This window comes from Fontivita pretiosa (assembly GCF_050410795.1).
Lineage (GTDB): Bacteria > Planctomycetota > Phycisphaerae > Tepidisphaerales > Tepidisphaeraceae > Fontivita > Fontivita pretiosa.
Window position 1 is genome coordinate 3,288,193 of sequence record NZ_CP191258.1, and the last position, 20,034, is coordinate 3,308,226.

General features: G+C 62.2%; 13 protein-coding genes. 6 read left to right on the forward strand and 7 right to left on the reverse strand.

The window, feature by feature from the left end; translation table 11 throughout:
• Positions 1-98: 98 nt before the first annotated feature.
• Complete coding sequence (locus ACQS5P_RS13265; RefSeq protein WP_428937097.1) at positions 99-953, forward strand: serine/threonine protein kinase; 855 nt, start codon at positions 99-101, stop codon at positions 951-953.
• 53 nt (positions 954-1,006) lie between these two features.
• Here ACQS5P_RS13265 and xseA read toward each other — a convergent pair whose 3' ends face one another.
• The gene (gene xseA, locus ACQS5P_RS13270; RefSeq protein ID WP_428937098.1) at positions 1,007-2,482 is read right to left on the reverse strand and encodes an exodeoxyribonuclease VII large subunit; all 1,476 of its coding nucleotides are present in this window, start codon (positions 2,480-2,482) and stop codon (positions 1,007-1,009) included.
• Positions 2,483-2,657: 175 nt separating this feature from the next.
• Positions 2,658-3,608 carry an acetylxylan esterase gene (locus tag ACQS5P_RS13275; protein ID WP_428937099.1) on the reverse strand — a complete coding sequence of 317 codons (951 nt, stop codon included), beginning with the start codon at positions 3,606-3,608 and terminating at the stop codon, positions 2,658-2,660.
• Between the two features lie 228 nt (positions 3,609-3,836).
• Here ACQS5P_RS13275 and ACQS5P_RS13280 point away from each other — a divergent pair, with 228 nt between their 5' ends.
• From ACQS5P_RS13280 to ACQS5P_RS13295, 4 genes are all read left to right on the forward strand, one after another.
• Complete coding sequence (locus tag ACQS5P_RS13280) at positions 3,837-4,805, forward strand: uroporphyrinogen decarboxylase family protein (protein ID WP_428937100.1); 969 nt, start codon at positions 3,837-3,839, stop codon at positions 4,803-4,805.
• 110 nt (positions 4,806-4,915) lie between these two features.
• Complete coding sequence (lysA, locus tag ACQS5P_RS13285) at positions 4,916-6,199, forward strand: diaminopimelate decarboxylase (protein ID WP_428937101.1); 1,284 nt, start codon at positions 4,916-4,918, stop codon at positions 6,197-6,199.
• A 53-nt stretch (positions 6,200-6,252) separates the two neighbouring features.
• A complete protein-coding gene (locus ACQS5P_RS13290) occupies positions 6,253-7,089 on the forward strand; it encodes an alpha/beta fold hydrolase (protein WP_428937102.1) in 837 nt (278 codons plus the stop codon).
• A gap of 279 nt (positions 7,090-7,368) precedes the next feature.
• Complete coding sequence (locus ACQS5P_RS13295) at positions 7,369-8,343, forward strand: right-handed parallel beta-helix repeat-containing protein (RefSeq protein ID WP_428937103.1); 975 nt, start codon at positions 7,369-7,371, stop codon at positions 8,341-8,343.
• Between the two features lie 84 nt (positions 8,344-8,427).
• Here the strand turns inward: ACQS5P_RS13295 and ACQS5P_RS13300 are convergent, their stop codons facing one another.
• From ACQS5P_RS13300 to ACQS5P_RS13320, 5 genes are all read right to left on the reverse strand, one after another.
• Positions 8,428-10,482 (reverse strand): ATP-dependent nuclease, encoded by a 2,055-nt coding sequence (locus ACQS5P_RS13300; RefSeq protein WP_428937104.1) that lies wholly within the window; start codon positions 10,480-10,482, stop codon positions 8,428-8,430.
• 279 nt (positions 10,483-10,761) lie between these two features.
• Positions 10,762-12,780, reverse strand: a complete 2,019-nt coding sequence (locus ACQS5P_RS13305; RefSeq protein ID WP_428937105.1) for a hypothetical protein — start codon at positions 12,778-12,780, stop codon at positions 10,762-10,764.
• Positions 12,781-12,876: 96 nt separating this feature from the next.
• Positions 12,877-15,054, reverse strand: a complete 2,178-nt coding sequence (locus ACQS5P_RS13310; protein ID WP_428937106.1) for an efflux RND transporter periplasmic adaptor subunit — start codon at positions 15,052-15,054, stop codon at positions 12,877-12,879.
• A 70-nt stretch (positions 15,055-15,124) separates the two neighbouring features.
• Positions 15,125-17,143: an efflux RND transporter periplasmic adaptor subunit gene (locus ACQS5P_RS13315; RefSeq protein ID WP_428937107.1), complete on the reverse strand. Its 2,019-nt coding sequence runs from the start codon at positions 17,141-17,143 to the stop codon at positions 15,125-15,127.
• 125 nt (positions 17,144-17,268) lie between these two features.
• Positions 17,269-18,162, reverse strand: a complete 894-nt coding sequence (locus ACQS5P_RS13320; protein WP_428937108.1) for an efflux RND transporter periplasmic adaptor subunit — start codon at positions 18,160-18,162, stop codon at positions 17,269-17,271.
• Between the two features lie 426 nt (positions 18,163-18,588).
• Here ACQS5P_RS13320 and ACQS5P_RS13325 point away from each other — a divergent pair, with 426 nt between their 5' ends.
• Entirely contained in the window at positions 18,589-20,034 is a 1,446-nt protein-coding gene (locus ACQS5P_RS13325; RefSeq protein WP_428937109.1) for an HlyD family efflux transporter periplasmic adaptor subunit, read from the forward strand.

Below are 20,034 nucleotides of genomic sequence, written 5' to 3' on the forward strand. Positions count from 1 at the left end.
ACCGCGTACTCTAGGATGATCTGTTGGCCATGAGTTTGTTTTCGTCATCGCCGCAACAACCGGGTTTGGCCACGTGGAAAAGCCCTCAGGAAGGGACGATGCCGCAGTCGTTGTTTGGATATGAAGTGATCGACACGGTGGGTGAGGGCGCCGGCAGCGTGATCTACGTCGTCTCGCACCCCCAGACGCGGCAACTTTACGCGCTGAAGCACGTGGTCCGCAAAACCGAGAAGCACGCCCGGTTTATTGAACAGCTCGAGAACGAATTCGAGGTCGGACGAAAGTGCTCGCATCCCAACCTCCGCCGCGTCATCGATTACCAGGCGAAAAAGACGCTGCTGGGCAAGGTAACCGAGGCGGCGCTGGTGATGGAACTGTTCGATGGCCAGCCGCTTGATGTGAACCTTCCCCGCGCCATGACGACGCTGGTGCAGGTGTTCATCGAGACCGGCCGGGCGCTTGAGGCCATGCACGCCGCCGGATACGTCCACTGCGACCTGAAGCCCAACAACATCCTGCTCAGCCGCGAGGGGCAGGTGAAAGTGATCGACCTGGGTCAGGCCTGTCCCATCGGCACGAAAAAAGCGCGAATCCAGGGCACACCGGACTACATCGCCCCCGAGCAGGTCAAGTGCCTTCCGGTGAGCATCCGCACCGATATCTACAATCTCGGGGCGACGATGTACTGGGCGCTGAGCGGACGCAAAATGCCGACGCTGTTTACAGTGCAGAAGGGCGGCGACAACAGCCTGTTGTCCGACGACCTGCTGAGTCCGCCGCACGTGATCAATCCCCTGGTGCCCGAGTCGTTGTCCAATTTCGTGATGGAGTGCGTGCGGATCAACCCCAAGAAGCGCCCCGCCGACATGGGCGAGGTGCTCCGCAGACTGGAGATCATCCAGCACGGCATTGAGCGCGGCACGGCCAGCGCGCGCAACTTCGGCGCGGCATAGTCTGATTGCCCGCCTTGTCGCGCGCGATGCACACCAGATCGCGGGGGCGATCGCTACGACTCCAAGTCCTGCGACTCAAATAGCGGCAACTGCTGGTGATCTTCGACCACTGACTCGATGGTGCCGTCGGCGAATCGCGTGAGCAGCCGCTCTCCGACTTTGGCGCCTTGAGCTGAGCGGATGATCGTCCCGTCCTTCTTGCGCATCGTGATCGTGTATCCTCGCCGCAGTACCGATTGCGGACTGACCGCCTCCAGGTGTCGTCCCAGCGACTCGATCCGCTGCGTTCGACGATCGATGTCGTGCCGCACTGCCACGGCCAGCCGGCCGCTCAGCTCGGTCAGGCGCTGCCGCTTCAGGTCCACCAGGTGTTTGGGATGGCACTCGACCAGCAGCGATTCCAGCCGCGCCAGCCGGGCGCTGGCGGCACGCAGCCGCTGTGCGGCGGCGAAGTGAAGCGATCGCTGCCGATCGTCCAGCAGTTGGCGAAGCTGGTTGAGTCGATCGGTGGGTCTGCGGAAAAACTCGTGCCGCTGGATCGAAGCCAGCCGCTGCGCCGCCTGGTGCACCAGGTTCCGCAGCCCTCGCCGCAGACGCATCATCGCTGATTCGATCAGATCGGTCACGGTTTTCCAGTTGGCTGTGACGACCTGCGCCGCTTCGGTAGGGGTATGCGCATGGTAATCGGCGACCAGATCGGCAATGGACGTGTCGATCTCGTGCCCGATGCCGGTGACGATGGGGATCGAACAGTCGGCGATCGCGCGGGCGACGATCTCCTCATTGAATGCCCAAAGGTCTTCCAGAGACCCTCCGCCGCGCGCCAGGATAATCACGTCGATCCCCCCGATGCTCGCCGCCTGCCGGCTGAGCGTTCGTATCCCGTCGGCAATCAGCTCCGCCGATCCGTCCCCCTGCACCGGCACGTGATACAGGTACAGGCGAATCCAGGGGAATCGTCGCAGCACCTTGAGCATGTCCTGAAGCGCCGCGGTCGAGCGGCTGGTGACCAGAGCGATGCGTGTCGGGTACGGCGGCAGGGGCTTCTTGCGGCCCGGGTCGAACAGTCCCTGGCGGCGCAGCTTCTGGCACAGTTGCTGGAAGGCCAGCTCCAGCGATCCTCGTCCCAGAGGCGCCAGCGTCGTGACACAGAGCTGATAGCGCCCCCGCGGCGCGTACACCGCCACCCGTCCGCCCGCCAGCAGTTCCATCCCGTCCTGCGGCTCGAACTTCAACTTTGCCGCATCCGAGCGGAACATCACGCAATCGATGCACGCCGTCGAGTCCTTGAGCGTGAAGTACAGGTGTCCGGAAGCGCGATGCCGATTGAAGTTAGAGACCTCGCCTCTGACATACACAGTGGCCGGCAACCCGGTCTTCAGCGCCCGCTCGATCTGCGCCGTGAGCTGCGAGACGGTCAGCGCCTGATCCGCCTTCAACGCCGTCGCCAGCGGGCGCGAGACATCACCGGCGGCGAGCTTCTTCGTCGTCGCCAGCTTCTCGCGAAAGTCGAAGAAGTTCTCTTTCACGATCGTGTCAATCCACGGATGAAAGTCCGTTGAAACAACGGATGACCGCGGATCAACGCAGATGTCGCAGTGTGCGAATCCGCTTGAGCCTGATCCCAGACCCACAGCCGCTCAAGCGGACCTGGACTCTTTTTGCATCAGCGTTCATCCGTGTCCATCTGTGATTGCCCTGCACTTAAGGCCGAAGGACTTCCATCAGAATCCGGAACTTCAGCTCGTTATGCTCGTACGGCACCTCGTGCTTGTGGAACGGATAGATCTCCATCTGTTTTTCCGCGGTGATATGATTATACGCCGCGAAGATGGTGCTGGGGGGGCAGATGTCGTCCCAGAGGCTGTTGCAGATCACCGTGCGGCAGCGGATGCGCGGGGCCAGGTTCAGATTGTCAACGTAGCTGAGCGTCCGGATCGCGGTCTCGTACAGGTGAGGAAAAGCCTTGAGGAAGTTGGTGATCTCCGGGTACGGGCCACTGGGTGCGATCTGGATGGCACGGCGGAAGTCACACAGAAACGGCACGTCCGCCAGCGCCAGGATCGGGCGTTCCGACAGCGCCGCCACCGCCAGTGTCAAGGCCCCGCCCTGGCTTCCGCCGGTCACCGCCAGGCGGTTCCCATCCACCTCCTCGCGTCGCGCCAGCAGCTCCAGGGCGCGGATGGCGTCGGCGTAGACATAACGGAAGTAGTACTGCTGAGGGTGGCGGATCCCGCGGGTCATCCAGCCAAGCTGATGCCCTTCGTCCACAACCGAGGCGTCCTGCGACTGCCCGTTTTGGCCGCGGCAATCCATGCTCAGCACGCACATGCCCTGTGCGGCGTAGGCGATCATGTCCAGCGGGCGCGATCCGCGACCGCTGTAGCCATGATAGATGCACACGCCCGGAAACTTGCCGCGGGTGGTCGGGCGTACATACCAGCCAGCGATGCGGCCGCCCTTGTAGCCGTCGAACCGCACCGCATAACACTGCAAGCCGCGCACCGGCAGCACGTACGGGATTAGCTCCGCGTTCAGCGGCTGCGAGATCGCTTCGTTTACCGTCGTCGCCCAGTACTGGTCGAAATCCGCTTCCCGATACAACGCAGGTTTGTATTGCCGCATCTGTTCCAGCGGCATGTCGATGGATGGCATGGCGATTATGGTAATTCACCAGCTCACCGGAGCCAAATTCCCATGCTTGATCGAAGCGCAGCACGCGGGCTTGTCCCGCCGTCGGCGCCGATCCGGATGCCGCGGGCGCATCGTGCTGAGGTGGCCGGACGTTTGCGGCGGATGGATCCGTGGTAGAATCGGCGCTATAAGAGGAGTAAGTGGTCTGCAATTGGGGCACGCAATTGGGAACAACAGGGCTGCACACACATGACACCGCGCGAAAAGTTCATCATGGCACTGGAGGGCAAGCAACCGCCCGGACGCGTCCCGCACTTTGAACTGGTCTTCTTCCTGACCATGGAGGCTTTGGGGCGAGTGCATCCCCGACAGCGAAACTACAAGCAGTGGCAACAGATGAGCGAGCGCGAACGCGAGCTGCACCGCCGCGACATCGCCGATCTGTATGTCGCCATCGCCCGCAAGTACGAACACTCGGCCATTTTCTTCCATCCCCCGGACGGCTGGCCGGGCGACGACGACTCGATGAAGACGCTGGATTACATCCGCGAGATCTCCGGGGATGAATACTTCCTGCTCCAGCACGGCGACGCCACCTACGCCATCCCCAACGGCTCGCACATGATGGAGTTCGTCGAGCGAATCGCCGACGACCCGCAGGGCGTCAAGGACGAAGCACAGCGCATGGTGGATCAGGCCCTGGAGCGCGGCGCCCGCTTCCGCAGGCACGGCGTGCTCGACGGGCTTGCCCTGTGCAGCGACTACTGCTTCAACAGCGGGCCGTTTCTTTCCCCGGCCATGTTCGATGAGTTCATCACTCCCTACCTGATCCAGCTCGTCGCCGGCTATCGCGAGATGGGCTACTACGTCATCAAGCATACCGACGGCAATATTCTGCCGATCCTGGATTCCTTGCTGGCCGCCAGGCCGCACGCGCTGCACAGCCTGGATCCGCAGGGCGGCATCGACATCGCCGACATCAAACGCCGCGTGGGCAAGAAGGTGGCGTTGTGCGGAAACGTGAACTGCGGGCTGATGGACACCGGCACCGACGAGCAGGTGATCGAATCGGCCCGCTACGCCCTCAAGCACGGCATGCCCGGCGGAGGGTACATCTTCTCCACCAGCAACTGCATCTACACGGGCATGCCGCTCAGAAGGTATGAGCTGATCCTGGACGTCTGGCGCAAGGAAGGAAATTATCCGGATTCGCAGTAGTCCGGCGCCTGGCGCGGTGTTTTACTTCAGAACCGGGCGCCCCACGCTGCGCCCGGTGCGGGCCGAGGCCATTGGCAAGCCTTGGCGCCACCGCTACGATCAATCGCGCCATGGACTTTTTCAATTACAGGAACAGCGAATTGTACTGCGAGGACGTTCCTGCCGAGCGGATCGCCGCCGAGGTCGGCACGCCGGTCTACGTCTATTCCAAAGCCACACTGCTGCATCATTACCGTCAGCTCGTCGAGGCGTTCGCGCCCGTGAACGCCACCATCTGTTACTCGATCAAGAGTTGTGGAAACCTGAACATCCTGAAACTGCTGGCCGAGCAGGGCTGCGGCTTTGACGTGACCAGCGGCGGCGAGCTGTATCGGGCGCTTCAGGCCGGCGGAGACCCCAAAAAGATCATCTTCGCTGGCGTGGGCAAGACCGATGCGGAGATCCGCATGGCGATCGAAGCGCAGATCGCGGCGTTCAACCTCGAGAGCGAGGAAGAGATCGAGAACGTCGATCGCATCGCCGCCTCGATGGGCGCCGTTGCGGTCGGGGCGCTGCGGGTCAATCCCGATGTGGATCCCAGGACCCACAAGCACACGACCACCGGCAAGAAGGAAACGAAGTTCGGCGTGGATATCGAGCGGGCCGAGCGCGTCTTCGACCAGTACAGGAGCCTCAAACACCTGCGGATCGCGGGCGTGCACATGCACATCGGCTCGCCGGTCTATGAGATTCAGCCGTACATCGACGCGACCAGGAAGATGACCGAGCTGATCGAGCGGCTGATGGCCAAGGGGCACCGCATCGAATGGTTCGACATGGGCGGGGGGTTCGGGGTCAACTACAGCAAGCCGGACCAGGCCCATCCACCCAGCGAGCACGCCAGGGCACTGCTGCCGATGATCCAGGGCAAGCCGTATCGGATCGCGCTGGAGCCGGGGCGATATATCTCCGGAAACGCCGGAATCCTGCTGACGCGCGTGCAGTACCGCAAGACCGGCGGGGAAAAACGCTTCGTCATCGTCGATGCGGGGATGAACGATCTGATTCGCCCGGTGCTCTACGAGTCGTTTCATTTCATCTGGCCTGCCAGGCCGCAGGCCGCCGATGTGCCGGCCAAGCGCGACCGGGACATGAAGCCGGTCGATGGAGAAGTCGTGGACGTGGTCGGTCCGGTCTGCGAAAGCGGGGACTTTCTGGCCAGGGACCGCCTGCTGCCGCGGACGAAGCGCGGCGATCTGCTGGCCGTCTTCACCGCCGGCGCCTACGGCTTTGCCATGAGCAGCAACTACAACAACCGTCCGCGAGCCGCCGAGGTGCTGGTGGATGGCGACAGCTTCCGCATCATCCGCCGCCGGGAAACCTACGAGGATCTGCTCGCGCTGGAGCGAGTGTGATGATGCGCACAGTCGCCAGACCCCAATGACCGGTTCTGAAATGATCGTCAACCGTGGCGATCGGATTCCACCCAACCTCCCGCGGTGAGATCGCCTACGACAAGCGCGGCCTGGGCGATCCGCTGCTGCTGGTGCATGGAATCTACCCGGGCGCCTCGCATGAGGAATTCCATCGCAACGTCCGAGCCCTGGGCGAACACTTCACGGTCTGGGCGATCGACCTGCTGGGCTTCGGCGACAGCGACAAGCCGAACATCACCTACACGGCGCAGCTTTACGAGCACCTGTTGCGGGATTTCATCATCCAGGTGATCGGCCAGCCCACGCACGTGATGGCCAGCGGCACGAGCTGCGGCCCGGCGACTTCGCTGGCGGTGTACAACGACACGCTGGTGGGCAAGCTCGTGCTGATCGACCCGGCCAACGAGAAGGTCCCCAGCCAGCACCCGCCGACCGTCGCCGCCAGGCTTCAACAGTTCCTGCTCGGAAAGCTATCGATGGGCGTGGGACTGTACGAGACGATGAGCAGCAGATACGAGCTGAAGCGATTCCTGCGCACGCGCTACTCCAACCCGAAACACGTAACGGAGCAGCGCGTGGCCGAGCTGCATCAGCGTGCCACCGTGCGGCACGCGATGTACCCCTGCATCAGCCACATGACCGGACACCTGGCGACGGATGTCATTCGCTGGTTGCGCTACGTGCCAAACGAGGTGCTGATCCTGTGGGGTCGCGACGCCGGCACGCCGCCCACCGACAAGCTGTTGCGTCCGGCCACCTGGTCCAGAGGCAAACGCATCGAGATCATCCCGCAGGCCGCGCACTGGCCGCACGACGAACAGTCGGCGAAGGTGAACCGGATGGTCATCGAGTTTCTGAACGGCTCCTGAGAGCCTTGTCCCCCTTGTTCTGCCGACTTTCCCCGCTGCCAATTTTCATGATCTTCCACAAAATACGGCAATAATTCTCGCGATTTTGTATGAAACTTTCTTGCAATTTTGCGCTGCGAAATTATGATCCTGCGCACGCAAGTCGTGATTCGGACTCGTGGCAGCCTGGGTGCGGCGCCGGAACAGGGCTTCACCCCCGCTCTTTCAATGCAAATCTTCCACGGGCAACGTCAGGCGGTCTGACTCGGCGCCGTGGACCCTTCTGGCAGGAGGATCACAATGTACCGTGCTTCGATTCGTCGTTGCGGTGTTGTCTCGCTGCCGTTGTTCGCCCTCTCGGTCCTGTTCATGTCCGCTGGCCAAGCCATCGCCGCCACGGCCGAAGTCACCAAGAGCGGCAGCAATTTCATCGTCAAGGTGGATGGCGTGCAAACCTACTCGGGCACCAGCTACTCCGATGCTCTGCAAAACGCGGCGGGCGTGGGCGACCGCGTGATGAACATCCGCGTCGCCGGTACCATCGATAAGCAGGTCCGCCTCCGCGCGAACACCAGCTTCAACTACCTCACCTCAACGTACTGCTACGCAACGACCAATGTCCCGGCCATCTACGCCTACAAGGTCAGCGGCATTCGCATCGACGGGCTGAAGATGAACGGCTATCCCACCTATGGAATTCGTCTGAGCAGTTGCCCAAGCCCGAGCATCACCAACGTCACGATGAACTTCAACAACGCCACTCAGCCCGTGGTCGCGATCCGCGTCGACTCCGAGGGCAGCACACGCACATCAGGCTTGTACGTGCGCAACGTCTCCATTTACAACATGGCCAGCGGTGACAAACAGGGCCTGGAAACCTACAGCATCGACAACTATGACATTGACGGGGTCCGCGCTTCCAGCCTCGGCGGATGCGGCGTGCTGATCAACAATGGCAACAACGGAAGGATCGGCACGGTGACCGCCGACAACTGCGGCAAAGGCACCACCTATGCCGGCCTGCGCTTTGCCAACAACTGCAACGGCGCCACCGTCCAATACGCGAATGTCTGGAACTCTTCCCGCGGTCTGTTCATCCTCAACAGCACGAACATCACCGTCGCCAGAGTGACCATCAGCGATTGTCCGGTGGACAGCATCTGGATCCAGAATGGCAGCAACAACAAAGTGCAGTCCGGCGACGTCTGGCGCGGCAAACCCCCTGTGATCACCAATTCGCCCGGCAGCTCGATCAATGTCGTGTATCACCCATGATCAACGGCGCTGGCTGCTGCTGACGCTACAGGCGCGAAAAAGCGGTCGGGAGTCTTTTCCGGTGTCGGAAAAGCTCCCGGCCGCTTACCTGTTCCCCTCGTGAAGCGCCGTGACCCGACGGACGATTTCTTCGACATGACATACGCGGTAACCGGCCTTATAAATCGACTCCACGAGCCGCGCGCTGCCTTCGATGTTCTTCATTAGCTGAGTCGGACCGTCGTACTTTAGTTCCGCCGCCGCCGCATTAGCGATGCGGTCGAAGCCGGCACCTGCGGCATCTTTGAGTATGGTTCCCATCTCGTCGGCAAATACGGCCCATGTGTCATGCACCTGAGTCTCTGGAAATTCGACCGGCGGTACACCTGCCATTCGCTGATATCGTGCATTTCGGTCGACGGTTGATTTCTCTGCCGGCCCGCCCTTGTGCCGATTGTCCGCGTCAAATACGAAATACGTCGGAATGCCAAGACCCTTGAAGACAACGACCGGGCGGTCGAGGTTCTCCTTGCCCATGGCTGGAACCACGGCGATTCCTTTGGCGCTCCAGCCCTGATTCAATATCTCCTGCACTTTCCACAGGATGCCAACGTCCCCGAGTCCTTCGACAACAACCACCACGTTGGCAAAAAAACCTTCGTTGACCGCTATCGTCATCACGGGACGTGATCGCGCACGGAAGGACTCGCGGCTGAAATCCTCTTGCTTTCCAGCAGCAATCCTTGCGAGTTCTTTTGCCGCGTCGTGGAGAGAGTACTGACTAATGACACAACATGGCGCGGGTTGCCCTTCCTCCTTACGCTTGCGAGCGATCCGGACTTGATCAAACCGATCTAAATCGACGAAATATGGCGAGTGCGTCGCGTAGATGATCTGGTTTCTAGGTGCGTTCTTTTCCTTCGAAGGCGCCCCGAGCTTGAGGAGCAGTTCCGAGAGATACCTGCAACGGGATGGATGCAGATATAGCTCCGGCTCCTCAATCGCAAGGATGAGGTCGGGATTCAGCACTTCGTCGTCCGGTTTACCTGGCTTCTCCGATGTGGCGTCCGTTTGCGATTCAGAGGTTTCATCAGCCTCTTTGGCGGGACGTTCGGTCATGGCGAGATGCTGAAGCAACGTCAGGATCAAGGCTCGCTGCAACCCATGGCCGGCATGAGTGATTGGGCATGGGAACTCATCTTCGATGAGTTCAGCCAGTGCGGGAGGCAGCGGTATTTCGGGCGACACTGGATTGCCCCAGTGCAGCTTCAGTGCCGCGCCGGGAGCATATTGCTCAAGCAGTCGCGAGATGGATGCACCGAGTTCGCCCAGCTCCTTTAGATTCTCTTCGCAGAAAACGCTTGCGATCTTCTGCTTCATTTCGTCACGAAGCGCCCGCACATCCGGCCGTAGATTCACCCGACGAAGGACAATCAAGTTGATCAATTCATAAATGACGCCCTTCTTAACAGCCTCGGCTGACGCATCGCGCACCGCTGGCACGAGAACGAATTTGGTGAACTTGTCGAGCTTCCCGCCCCCGATCTCCTTCGGACCAAAGAACTGCTCTTCCCTCTCGACTGTTTGAAGGAGTTTTGCATTTGCCGGCTCTGATTCGTACTGAATCATCAAGGCATCGACGTCATCGGCACTCCTTGGATTCCCGGCGAGCCCCGGAAGTGTTCCAGCCGCTACGAGCTCCTTGAATGTCTTGATCCGGTCGCGCCTGCCCAATTTCCTGAGTTCAGCAAACTGCGGCACCCGGCGCGCGGCGGCGAAATATTTCTGAATACAGGTGCCACCAGCAAGTTGGATGCGCTTGGTGATGATGAGCTGATCCTTTTCGATGTACGACTGGAACTCCTGCTTCTCCTGAGCGCGGAGACTCCCATATGTCACACGAATAGTGATCTCATTGCTCGGGTCTCGCCCATAGCAATCATCGGTGGAAATTCGCGCCGCGACGTCGTAGAACGCATCCAGGGCATAGAGGACAGACGACTTGCCTCCGCCGTTGCGCCCTAACAACGCAACCAGTGCCAGACTATCTGGAGATGCGACGTCGCCGCAGTCCAGGTTAACTCTCTTGAGCGAACGGAAGTTCTCGATTTCCACCCGCTGAATTAGCATGTGATGGCCCGTTTTGAAGTGCGACTCCATACGGCAGGCCGCAGTTTTGTGCCGCCATCTGCGCGCCTGCAGCGACCTGTCGCGGATACCACCAATCCGAAGGCGGATAACATAGCCTGTGACTACAATTGGGGCAACTGGAATCTGCGTCTATTCGTGTGGTCTGTGGATGATCCGGTCCGTGGCGTGTGTCGATGGATGCGCCACGCGAGCCATGTCGATCCGGCAGACGTGGGGAGAGCGAGCGGAATGGATGAAGGCAGAGAGATGAAGGGATTCAACTCGGCATTCGGCAATCGGCAATGAAGCCTAGAACGGCACGGCCTGGTCCATCCAGTCGTCGTTTTTCAGGACTTGCTTGCGGTTGAACCGCGCGAGTTTTTCGGCTTTCCACTGGGCGTAGTGGATGAGCCTGGCCGGGCCGATCAATCGCCAGCTCTTTCGCAGGTGCTTGGCGTGGCGGAGGAACAGGTCGTCTTCGGCACAGGCGAACATCTGGGCGCAGCCGGGGTCGCCCTGACGTGCGGCGCGGCCGAAGAGCTGGCGATCGACGCGGCCGGAGCCGTGCGGCTCGGTGGCGATCACGTGCAGCCCGCCCAGTTCCGCCACGCCCTTGCCCAGGATGATGTCCGTGCCGCGACCGGCCATGTTGGTCGCGACGGTGATTTTGCCGCGTTGTCCGGCCTCGGCGACGATCGCGGCCTCCTGGGCGGTCTGGGTGGCGTTGAGCACGCGGTGGGGTCTAGCGGCGGCGGCGAGCCGGCGGCTGAGTTCCTGCGAGGCCAGCACCGAGCGCGTGCCCACCAGAATCGGCACGCCCTTGTCGTTCAGTTCGCAGACGCGCTGCACCACCGCCTGCCACTTTTCCTCCATCGTGTCGAAGAATCGCACCGGCAGGTGGATGCGGATGCACGGCTTGTTGGTGGGGATGCGGACAACCGGCAGGCGGTAGATCTGCCACAGTTCCGCCGCCGCCTCCCACGCCGTGCCGGTCATCCCCGCCATCAGGGGGTACTGGCGGAAGAACCGCTGGAAGCTGAGCCGCGCCAGGTTTTCCTTGTCGGCGGTGACGGGCACGCCTTCCTTGACTTCGATCGCCTGATGCAGCCCGTGCCGCCACGACCGGTCGGCCATGATCCGCCCGGTGAACTCGTCGATGATCTGAACCTTCTGATCTTCGGTGACCAGATACTGTTCATCGCGAATGTAGCAGTAGCGGGCAACCAGCGCCTGGGTGACCAGCTCTTCGCGGCGTCGTCGGCCGCGCCAGAAGCCGCTCTGGCCGATGCTTTCAACCAGCTCGTCCAGCCGCTCCTGTCCACGGGGCGTCAGCTCGACGTTGCGGATGGTCCAGTCGATCTTGAAATCGCGTCCCTCGACCAGATGCGACGCCAGCTCATGCGCCGCCATGTAGTGTCCGGCGTTGGCTTCGTCGTCGGGGGAATTGGAGATGATCAGTGGGGTGACGGCCTCGTCGATCAGCAGGCTGTCGGCTTCGTCGACGATCACGCGGAACAGTCCCGGGACCATCAGGGGCTGTCGATGGTGGGGGCCTGCCAGCAGGCCGACGGCGGTCTGGGCGGCGGTGCGGAGATTGCCCAGCCCGTCATGCCCGCCCCATACGCCGTGTTCATACGGGCGTGTCAGCGGGCGGTAATTTTGCAGGCTGTCAATGGCGATCTGGTCGCGCAGGAAGTCGGCCACCAGCTCCTTGCTGGTCACGTACACGACATTGCGTCGATAGTGGTCGGCGCGTTCGTGAGGCGGGGTCTCGTGCACGACATATCCGACGCGCAGTCCCAGCAATTCGTAGATCGGTTCGTTCCACTGCGCGTCGCGCTGAACGAGGTAGTCATTGACGGTGATCACGTGCACCGGTCGGCCGGACCAGGCCCACAGCGACGCGGTCAGCGCCGCGGTGAGGGTTTTGCCCTCGCCGGTGGCCATCTCGGCGATGCAGCCCTGATACATGGCCAGTGCGCCCATGACCTGGACGAGGAAGGGGCGTTTGCCCAGTGCCCGCCAGCACGCCTCGCGCGCCAGGGCCACGCCGCGGTCCATCGCCTGGCCGGTCAGCTTGTTCAGCCGCGCCAGCTCGCGGATGCGATCGACCTCCTCGCGGAAGCGGCTGGCCCCCAGGGCGTGAATCTCCGGCTCGAGCTTTTCGACGCGTTCGGCCTGCTCGCGCAGCCGCCGCAGCAGCGGGCGACGGTTCTTGAACCAGCCGACAAAGCTGTTGAAGAACGTATCGTACGGCGTGAGCTCCGGCGCCTTGACCCGCCGGGCGTCGAAGACCGACCAGAGTTCGTGGGTTGCCAGGTCTGTCATAAATCAAAGGATCGAGGATGAAGGCAGCAGGATGAATCGCAAAGAACAGAGTCGCCTTTATGCATCCTTCATGCCTCTGCGTTCATTCCCGCTCTTCTACAGCCATTTGCTGTTGCTCTGGCTCTGGACGAGCTGCCAGAATCGGCGACCCCATTGCCAGATGAGCGGTCGCTTCGAGAGCTTCAGTCGTACATGAGCCGTCTGTCCGGGATGATACTCATTGTTCGGATTGGGCAGCCAGGCGCGCAGCTCGAACTGCTGAACCAGCGCTCGTGTGCCCTTTTCGTCGCGCGGATCCATGGGCACCTGCGCCTCCAGGCCGACCACAGGGTGAGGAACCTGCGGCTGGGCCGCGTGAATGACCGTCACGGCCGAGGTGTAAAGCTGCGCGTCACGGGTCGGTCGGCTGGCCAGGCGAATTTCGGCGCCGGGGTCGCGGCCTTGGTCCCAGGCCAGTTCCGCCTCGCTCTGCGTGAGCGTGGCGCGGACCAGCAGGTCCGACATGCCCGCGACGGTGGCGATTTCCGCGCCCTTTTCGATGTATCGTCCGACCATGTTATGCAGTTCGGGCGCGATGAGCTGCCCGTCGATCGGGGCGACGATCGTCAGCTCGCGCTTGCGGGCCAGCGCCTCGTCGAGCTGTTCCTGGTAGGCCTTCTCGCGATATTCGGCGATGTAGCGCTGGGCCATGTCGCTCAGCCCGGCCCGGGTCTTGAGCAGTTGCACGCTGCGGATGCGGGCCTGAAGCTCCTTGATGCGCGATTCCAGTTCCGGATCCTCGCAAACCAGAATCACCTGGCCCTTTTGCAGCACCTGCCCGTCCCTGGCCAGGATCTGCTTGACCCATCCGGGGGATTCGGCGTTGATCACGTACTTGTTGGCCGGCTCGACGATGCCCGTGCCATAGATGCTGTTGGGGAAGGGAAGCAGCCCGATCAGGATGACGGCTGCGGTGGCGACGGCGGCGCTGAACGCCCACGCCCGCCCGCGCTTGCGATGCAGTTCCGGTTCGATCGTCAGGTATTTGAACAGCTTGACCAGCGGGACAACCAGCCAGGTGATCAGCCCGCCGATGGCCATCAGCACGCCCAGGATCGGCACCTGCCAGGTAACCATCAGGATGATCATGATGCCGACGAAGACACGGTAGATCGTCGAGAGCACGCCATAGACGAAAAGCTGCACCCGCTGCATGGGCGGGGGCAGAGGCTGAAGCGGCTTGATGCGGAACACGTGGCGCTTGATCAGCCCCAGCACGTACTCGCGGCTTTTCATCTGGAGATTGGGGATCTCCAGGTAGTCCGAGAGCATGTAGTATCCGTCGTAACGCAGCAGAGGGTTGGCGTTGAAGACGACGGTGGTGAAGCTGGCGATGATCATCGCGTAGCAGAGCAGGTCGCTGGTGAGCGTGCCGGGGGCTACATAGACCCACGCGATGGCGCACAGCGCTGCCACGAACATCTCCACGATCATCCCGGCGGCCCCGACGAACATCCGCGCCCACTTGTTGGGAAAGGCCCAGGCGGTAGAGGCATCGACGTAGGGGGTGGGGATGAACACGAGGAACATGATGCCCATCTCGTGGACTTCTCCGCCGAAACGCCGGCAGGCGAAGGCGTGCCCGCATTCGTGGATGAACTTGATCACCCAGAAGACCAGGAATCCCCAGAAGAAGTTTTTGGGATGCTGGGAGATGTTGATCGCTTCGTACGCCTGGGCTTTGAGCCGATCCCATTCCGGCGCGACCATGGCCAGGGCGGTGATGACCATCGCCAGCCACAGAATAGCGCCGAATCGACTGAGGAACACGCGTGCCAGGGGCATCCAGCGGACCAGGAAGCGGTCCGGGTCCCACAGGGGAATTCGCGGAAACAGCACGTTCATCAGCCGGCCCTGGAGCTTCCGCTGCATCTGCTTTTTGTGGCGGCGGAGCAGGATGGTGGCATCCGGCGGGATGTCAGTTTCGATGAGGTTGGCGGCGTAGAGCTGGCTGAGGATCTGGATGACCTCGGGCTGTGTCGGGGCGTCGTCGGCGAGCTGTCCGCCGACCAGATCCCACGCCTGGCCGACCGTGCGTGTTCCGTCGAGCAGTCCCACGAAGCGATAGGCGGCGTCGGAAAGACGATGGAACTGGTTGGACGCGGCGTCGCGGACGACGTACCACCGCTCGCCGCGGTAATACTGCCGTGAGATCTGAGCCGTGGCGCGCAGCTTGGGCTTGAGATTCACGACGCGATACCACGACTCGGAAAATGTCGGGCGAAGTTGCAGCATAGTGGTCGGTGGTCAGTGGTCAGTGGGCAGTGAGATCCGTGCTGATCACTGACCACTGGGCACTGGTTCGTCAGATCCAAAGCTTGAGCCTGACCCACTCGATGAACTTGTGGGTCCAGATCCAGACCAGGCGGCGGTGCTCGACGTCCACGCGTGCCTCGCCGTGCATGCCGGGCCGCCAGGCGGGGATGATCTTCTGGCCGGTCCTGGGGTCGGTGGGCCAGTCGGGGGACTCCATGTCCAGCCTGGCGTAGACGGTGAAGACGTTGCTGGCGTCTTTCTGCACGCCCAGCGGCACGATACGCTCGACGACAAAGGGATATTTGTCGTTGGGCAGGGCGGTGGTGGCCAGCCTGCCGGCGCGATTTTCATGCACGTCCTGGATATCGCGATCCGCCACCGCCAGTTCCACGCGAAGCTTGTCGAGCTGTCCGATCTCGAACAGAGGCTCTCCCTGGCGGAAGACGGAGTGTCGGCGATCCTTCAGGTCGCCGACCAGCACCTTGCCGGCGATCGGGGAAACGATCTTGGCGCGTTCGATCAGCGAGGCGTAGTAGTCGGCCTTGGCGCGGGCGGCGGCGGCCTCGGCACGCGCCTGCTGGGCTTCGGAGGCCTTGTCCGGCTCCACGTCGTAACGCAATGCCTCGGTCTCCTTGGCGTTGGCTTCCTGAAGGTACGTGGAGTACTGAAGCTTGTACTCGGTGGCGTCGAATTCGGCCAGGAGCTGCCCGGCCTGTACGTCATCGTCCGGCTTGACGTATACCTCCTTGAGCGTTCCCTCGAACGGCGCCGAAAGGGCATATTTTTGTTCGGCCACGAATTTGAACGGCGCGCTGACGCGATACATCGGCTTGTAGAACGTCACGAACGCCGCCGCCGCCAGCACCAGCACCACAATGGTCTTGGCCAGCATGTACTTGGGGCCGATGGTCTTTCGTCCCAGCTCCTGAATGGCCAGGCCGGTCTTGGTGATCAGGTAGCGATCATTCTGGTAGCGGTCGTAGAGTTGGGGGGCCAGCAGTTCGACGGCGACGGCCAGCCCCTGCGCCGCCTGGGCGGTGATGCGGGTGTTGGGGGCGAATTCCAGGGTGATCACGCCGACGACCTCTCCCTTGCGTCGCAGCGGCAGCGAGAGGACGGTTTCCCCGCCCTGGGCGCGGCTCAGCGCCTGGGCTTCGCGGGTGACGGTGTTGCTGGTGGCGCCCTGTGGCTCGTACTGCACGATCTCGTCATTGTCCAGGCACTCCTCCATCACCTTCACGAGCTGCACACTCAGCTCCTGTTTCTTGTCGAACTGTTCGGTGTGCGACAGCGCCTTGAGCTTGATCCCATTGCCCCTGACCCATCCCAGCGACACGCGGGTGGCGCCGGTGCGGCTGGCCAGCTCGTTGCACAGGCTCATGGCGGCGGCATCAAAGCCATCGGCGGTGGCCACGGCGGTGGCGAGCTGAAGCACGTGCTGGTGGCTCTGGGCGATGGCGCGTGACTGCTCGCTGGTGCGTCGAAGCGTAAAAAGCTCAAAGTACCCGCCGACCAGGTTCATCAGCTCCAGTCGCTGGCGGGCGCGATCCAGATCGCGCGAGCGGGTGATGACGGCGCTGACGGCCACGGGATTGCCTTCAGCGCGAAGCAGCGTGACCAGGCAGTACTGCTGTTCGCTGCCGTCGTGGGTTCCGTCGATGGCGATGGCGCCGTCCTTGTTCTGTGCCACGCAGGGGCGGATGATCTCCTGGAACGCCTGGATCGCCGCGGCGCGGGTTTCGGCGTCGCTGTTGTCCGGGCGGATGTGGGCGATGGGCTTGAGGGTGAATCCGTCGCGGGCTGGGGCCTGCTGGGCGGCGGGGTCGGCGCCGTCCTGGGCCGACTCGGGCGCCGGCTGGGCTGCGGCGGCCGGCTCGATCAGAAACGCCGCCGCCTCCGTCCCGGCCACGAGCTGCGCCTGCGTGAGGATCAGGTCATGGATGAAGTTGGGCAGGTTGGCGCTGGCGGCGAGCAGTCGCTGCACCAGTCGCGTGCGCGAGATCGGCTGGTTCTGCTGCGGCTGCTGCTGCGAACCGGATTGCGAGGATTCCACAATTCCTGAGGCCATGGTTGCGTCCTAAAGGCAAAGGCCGAATGAACAATGCCGAATGTCGAATGGCGAATACCGGGATTGTTGCCGTGACTTAACTGGCACTGGGCATTCGGTGTTCGACACTTACCACTTATCTCGACTTATCTCGATGCCGCCGTCGGCTCGCCGGCCCCAGCGAGCAGATGCGGCGGGACCTTGACCTGGATTCGCAGGCCGGTGGCGCGGTTCTCCGGGTTGGGCAACTCCAGTCGCACGAGTTGGTTTTCCGTGCCGGACAGTGCCACCGGATCGATCAGCACGATTTTCGCCTGCCGCCAAGTCTGCTCGCCCGGATAACGAACGTCCATGGTGTCGCCGACCTTGAGCCTGGCCACCTGCCAGGTCTTCAGTTCCTTCAAGTCAATCCAGGCCGGGTCGTTGCGGACGATGATGACGGCGGGCTTTTCGCGGTCAGGTTCGGCAAATTCGCCTTCCTTGACTCCGATCTTGCGAACGATGCCGTCGATGGGGCTGCGGAGCTCCATGCGTTCGAGTCGGGCGGCCTGCTTCCTGGCCTCGATGCCCGCCGACTGGCGGTCCACTTCCGCCACCTTGATCTGGTTCTCGCGGAAGATCACGTCCAGTTCCGCCTCTTCGATTTCAGCGACGGTAAATCCGCCACCGGCATTTTTCTTGCGCTCGTAGACCTTTTTCTTGACTTCGTAGTCGGCCTTGGCGGCATCCAGTCGCGCGGTGGACTCGGCCTCGAGTCTGGACTTTTCATATTCATGCCGTTCGACCTCGTCATCCTGCCTGAGCAGGACCTGCCCGGCCTTGACCATCTCCCCTTCCTTGATCGGCACTTGCTTGACGATGCCGGGATAGTTGAAGCTGATTTTGTGCTCGGCGGAGGGGGCGGTGAAGCAGGTGTCGATGATGACCGAATCTGTTGGCTGGGCCGCCGCGGCCGCCAGCGGTCGCGGGCCAACGCCGCATATCCACCCTGCCCATGCGACCGCGAGAACAGTAACAGCCTGACGCACGCTTGATGACATCGTCGATTCCTCTAGGGTTTTCTGGCCGATCCTTGATCGGGTTGGGTGTTGTCGCGCGGCTGGCGCCCCGGTGGTCTGCCTGGGTGAACCCCGTGCTGGTCATAGTCATACCCGTCTGTGGCACGCGGGGTTCGGCTTTTGGCCGCCAGTTTGTTACGCCCACAACATCCCGATATCGATCCGCGAATCCTACCGACTTGATAGCCAGTTGGCGATGAAAAACAACCGCGCGGGCCGCTTTATATACATCGGTGCGCGCGACAATCCAATGCCTGCATCCCTGACCTGTTGCGGGCAATCGCCCGCGCAACGATATCATCCCCGTCGGCGGCTCAGGTTGCGGCCGGCCCAGGCGACCGGTAGCCTGTTTGCCCATCGGGCTTGCGGCCAGCTCAAAAAGGACGACGCACAACGCGAGGTTCGTACATGAAATGGGTGCATGTGGCGGCGGGATTGATCTGGATCTGCGGCACGGGGATGATCGTTCAAGGCCAGCCGGCCTCAGCGCCGACGACCTTGATCCAACCCGCCGGCGATGAGTTGACCACCGTCACCACTGGCACGATCCAGGCAACGATCGAGCTGGATGGATATTTCGAGCCGATCGACCCGGTGGAAGTACGCCTGCGCCCAAAGGCCTATCAGGGGACACTGGAGATCAAGTCGATCGCTCCGCTGGGCGCAAACGTCAAACCGGGAGAGCTGATGCTCCAGATCGATCCGGTGGAACTGAACCGGCAACTGGCCGAGGCCGAGAATGGCCTGCTTTCGGCCAGGGCGAACCTGCACAAGGCCGAGGCGGACGAATATTTGGGCGAGCAGAGCGACGCACTGGCGATGCAGATGGCCCAGGAGGAGCTTGCCAACGCCCAGGCCGCCCTTAAGTGGTGGGAGGAGGTGGACGGCAAACAGCTCAAACGCAGCGCCGAGCTGGCGGTCCGCAACGCCAAAAACAATGTCGAGGATCAATCCGACGAGCTGGATCAGCTCAAGAAGATGTACAAGACCGAGGAACTGACCAACGCCACGGCCGATATCGTCATCAAGCGCGCCGTCCGCGCCTTGGAACTGGCCAAAATCAACCAGGAAATGGCCGAGGCGCGCGAGCAGAAAGTCAAGGAGTTCGACTACAACACCTCCAGGCAAAAGCTGGTGTTCGCCATCGAGCAGAAGAAACAGGCGGTGGATCAGCTCAAGGCCGCGCAGGAGTCGCAGAAGACGTTGCGCAAGGCGGCGGTGGTTTCGGCGCGGCTGAATGTCGAGAAGGCCGAGGCGAAAGTCGCGGAGCTGAAGGCGGACCTGGAGCAGTTGACCGTCCGCGCGCCGCACGAAGGCATGATTTACTACGGGCAGCTTGTGCAGGGGGCCTGGCAGAACGCCAATCCGAAATCGCTTCGTGTTGGCGAGAGGCTGACCGCCGGGCAGGTGGTCCTTACTCTTGCCAGACCCGGCGCGATGCGGCTGGTGGTCGATGTGCCCGAGACGCGGGTCGGATGGATCAGGCCGGGCATGGAGGCGCGGATCGTGCCGTTGGCCTATCCCGATGCGGCAACCTCGGGCAAGTGCCAGACTCCGCTTCCCGTCGGCCAACCCAAAGATGGCGGACTTGCCTACCAGATGCTGATTGAGCCGGAATCAGTTGATCCCAGACTGCTGGCCGGCATGAAAGCGAGCGTGCGCGTCGATGCCGGGCGGGCGGAAAACGTGCTGATCGTTCCGGTGTCGGCAGTGTCCAAAGGCCGGGTGAAGCTGCGCATCGATGGCAGGGACGAGTGGCGCGATGTGATCACCGGGCGTTCCGATGGCGAGCATGTCGAGATCCGATCCGGCCTGAAGCAGGGCGACCAGGTGCTGACGAAGGTGGGCAAGTGA

Excerpts from the sequence above, each read along its gene's own strand:
- ACQS5P_RS13265 (WP_428937097.1), top strand. The coding sequence starts at position 99 with ATGCCGCAGTCGTTGTTTGGATATGAAGTGATCGACACGGTGGGTGAG.
- ACQS5P_RS13275 (WP_428937099.1), bottom strand. The coding sequence starts at position 3,608 with ATGCCATCCATCGACATGCCGCTGGAACAGATGCGGCAATACAAACCT.
- ACQS5P_RS13280 (WP_428937100.1), top strand. The coding sequence starts at position 3,837 with ATGACACCGCGCGAAAAGTTCATCATGGCACTGGAGGGCAAGCAACCG.
- lysA (WP_428937101.1), top strand. The coding sequence starts at position 4,916 with ATGGACTTTTTCAATTACAGGAACAGCGAATTGTACTGCGAGGACGTT.
- ACQS5P_RS13295 (WP_428937103.1), top strand. The coding sequence starts at position 7,369 with ATGTACCGTGCTTCGATTCGTCGTTGCGGTGTTGTCTCGCTGCCGTTG.
- ACQS5P_RS13300 (WP_428937104.1), bottom strand. The coding sequence starts at position 10,482 with ATGGAGTCGCACTTCAAAACGGGCCATCACATGCTAATTCAGCGGGTG.
- ACQS5P_RS13305 (WP_428937105.1), bottom strand. The coding sequence starts at position 12,780 with ATGACAGACCTGGCAACCCACGAACTCTGGTCGGTCTTCGACGCCCGG.
- ACQS5P_RS13310 (WP_428937106.1), bottom strand. The coding sequence starts at position 15,054 with ATGCTGCAACTTCGCCCGACATTTTCCGAGTCGTGGTATCGCGTCGTG.
- ACQS5P_RS13315 (WP_428937107.1), bottom strand. The coding sequence starts at position 17,143 with ATGGCCTCAGGAATTGTGGAATCCTCGCAATCCGGTTCGCAGCAGCAG.
- ACQS5P_RS13320 (WP_428937108.1), bottom strand. The coding sequence starts at position 18,162 with ATGTCATCAAGCGTGCGTCAGGCTGTTACTGTTCTCGCGGTCGCATGG.
- ACQS5P_RS13325 (WP_428937109.1), top strand. The coding sequence starts at position 18,589 with ATGAAATGGGTGCATGTGGCGGCGGGATTGATCTGGATCTGCGGCACG.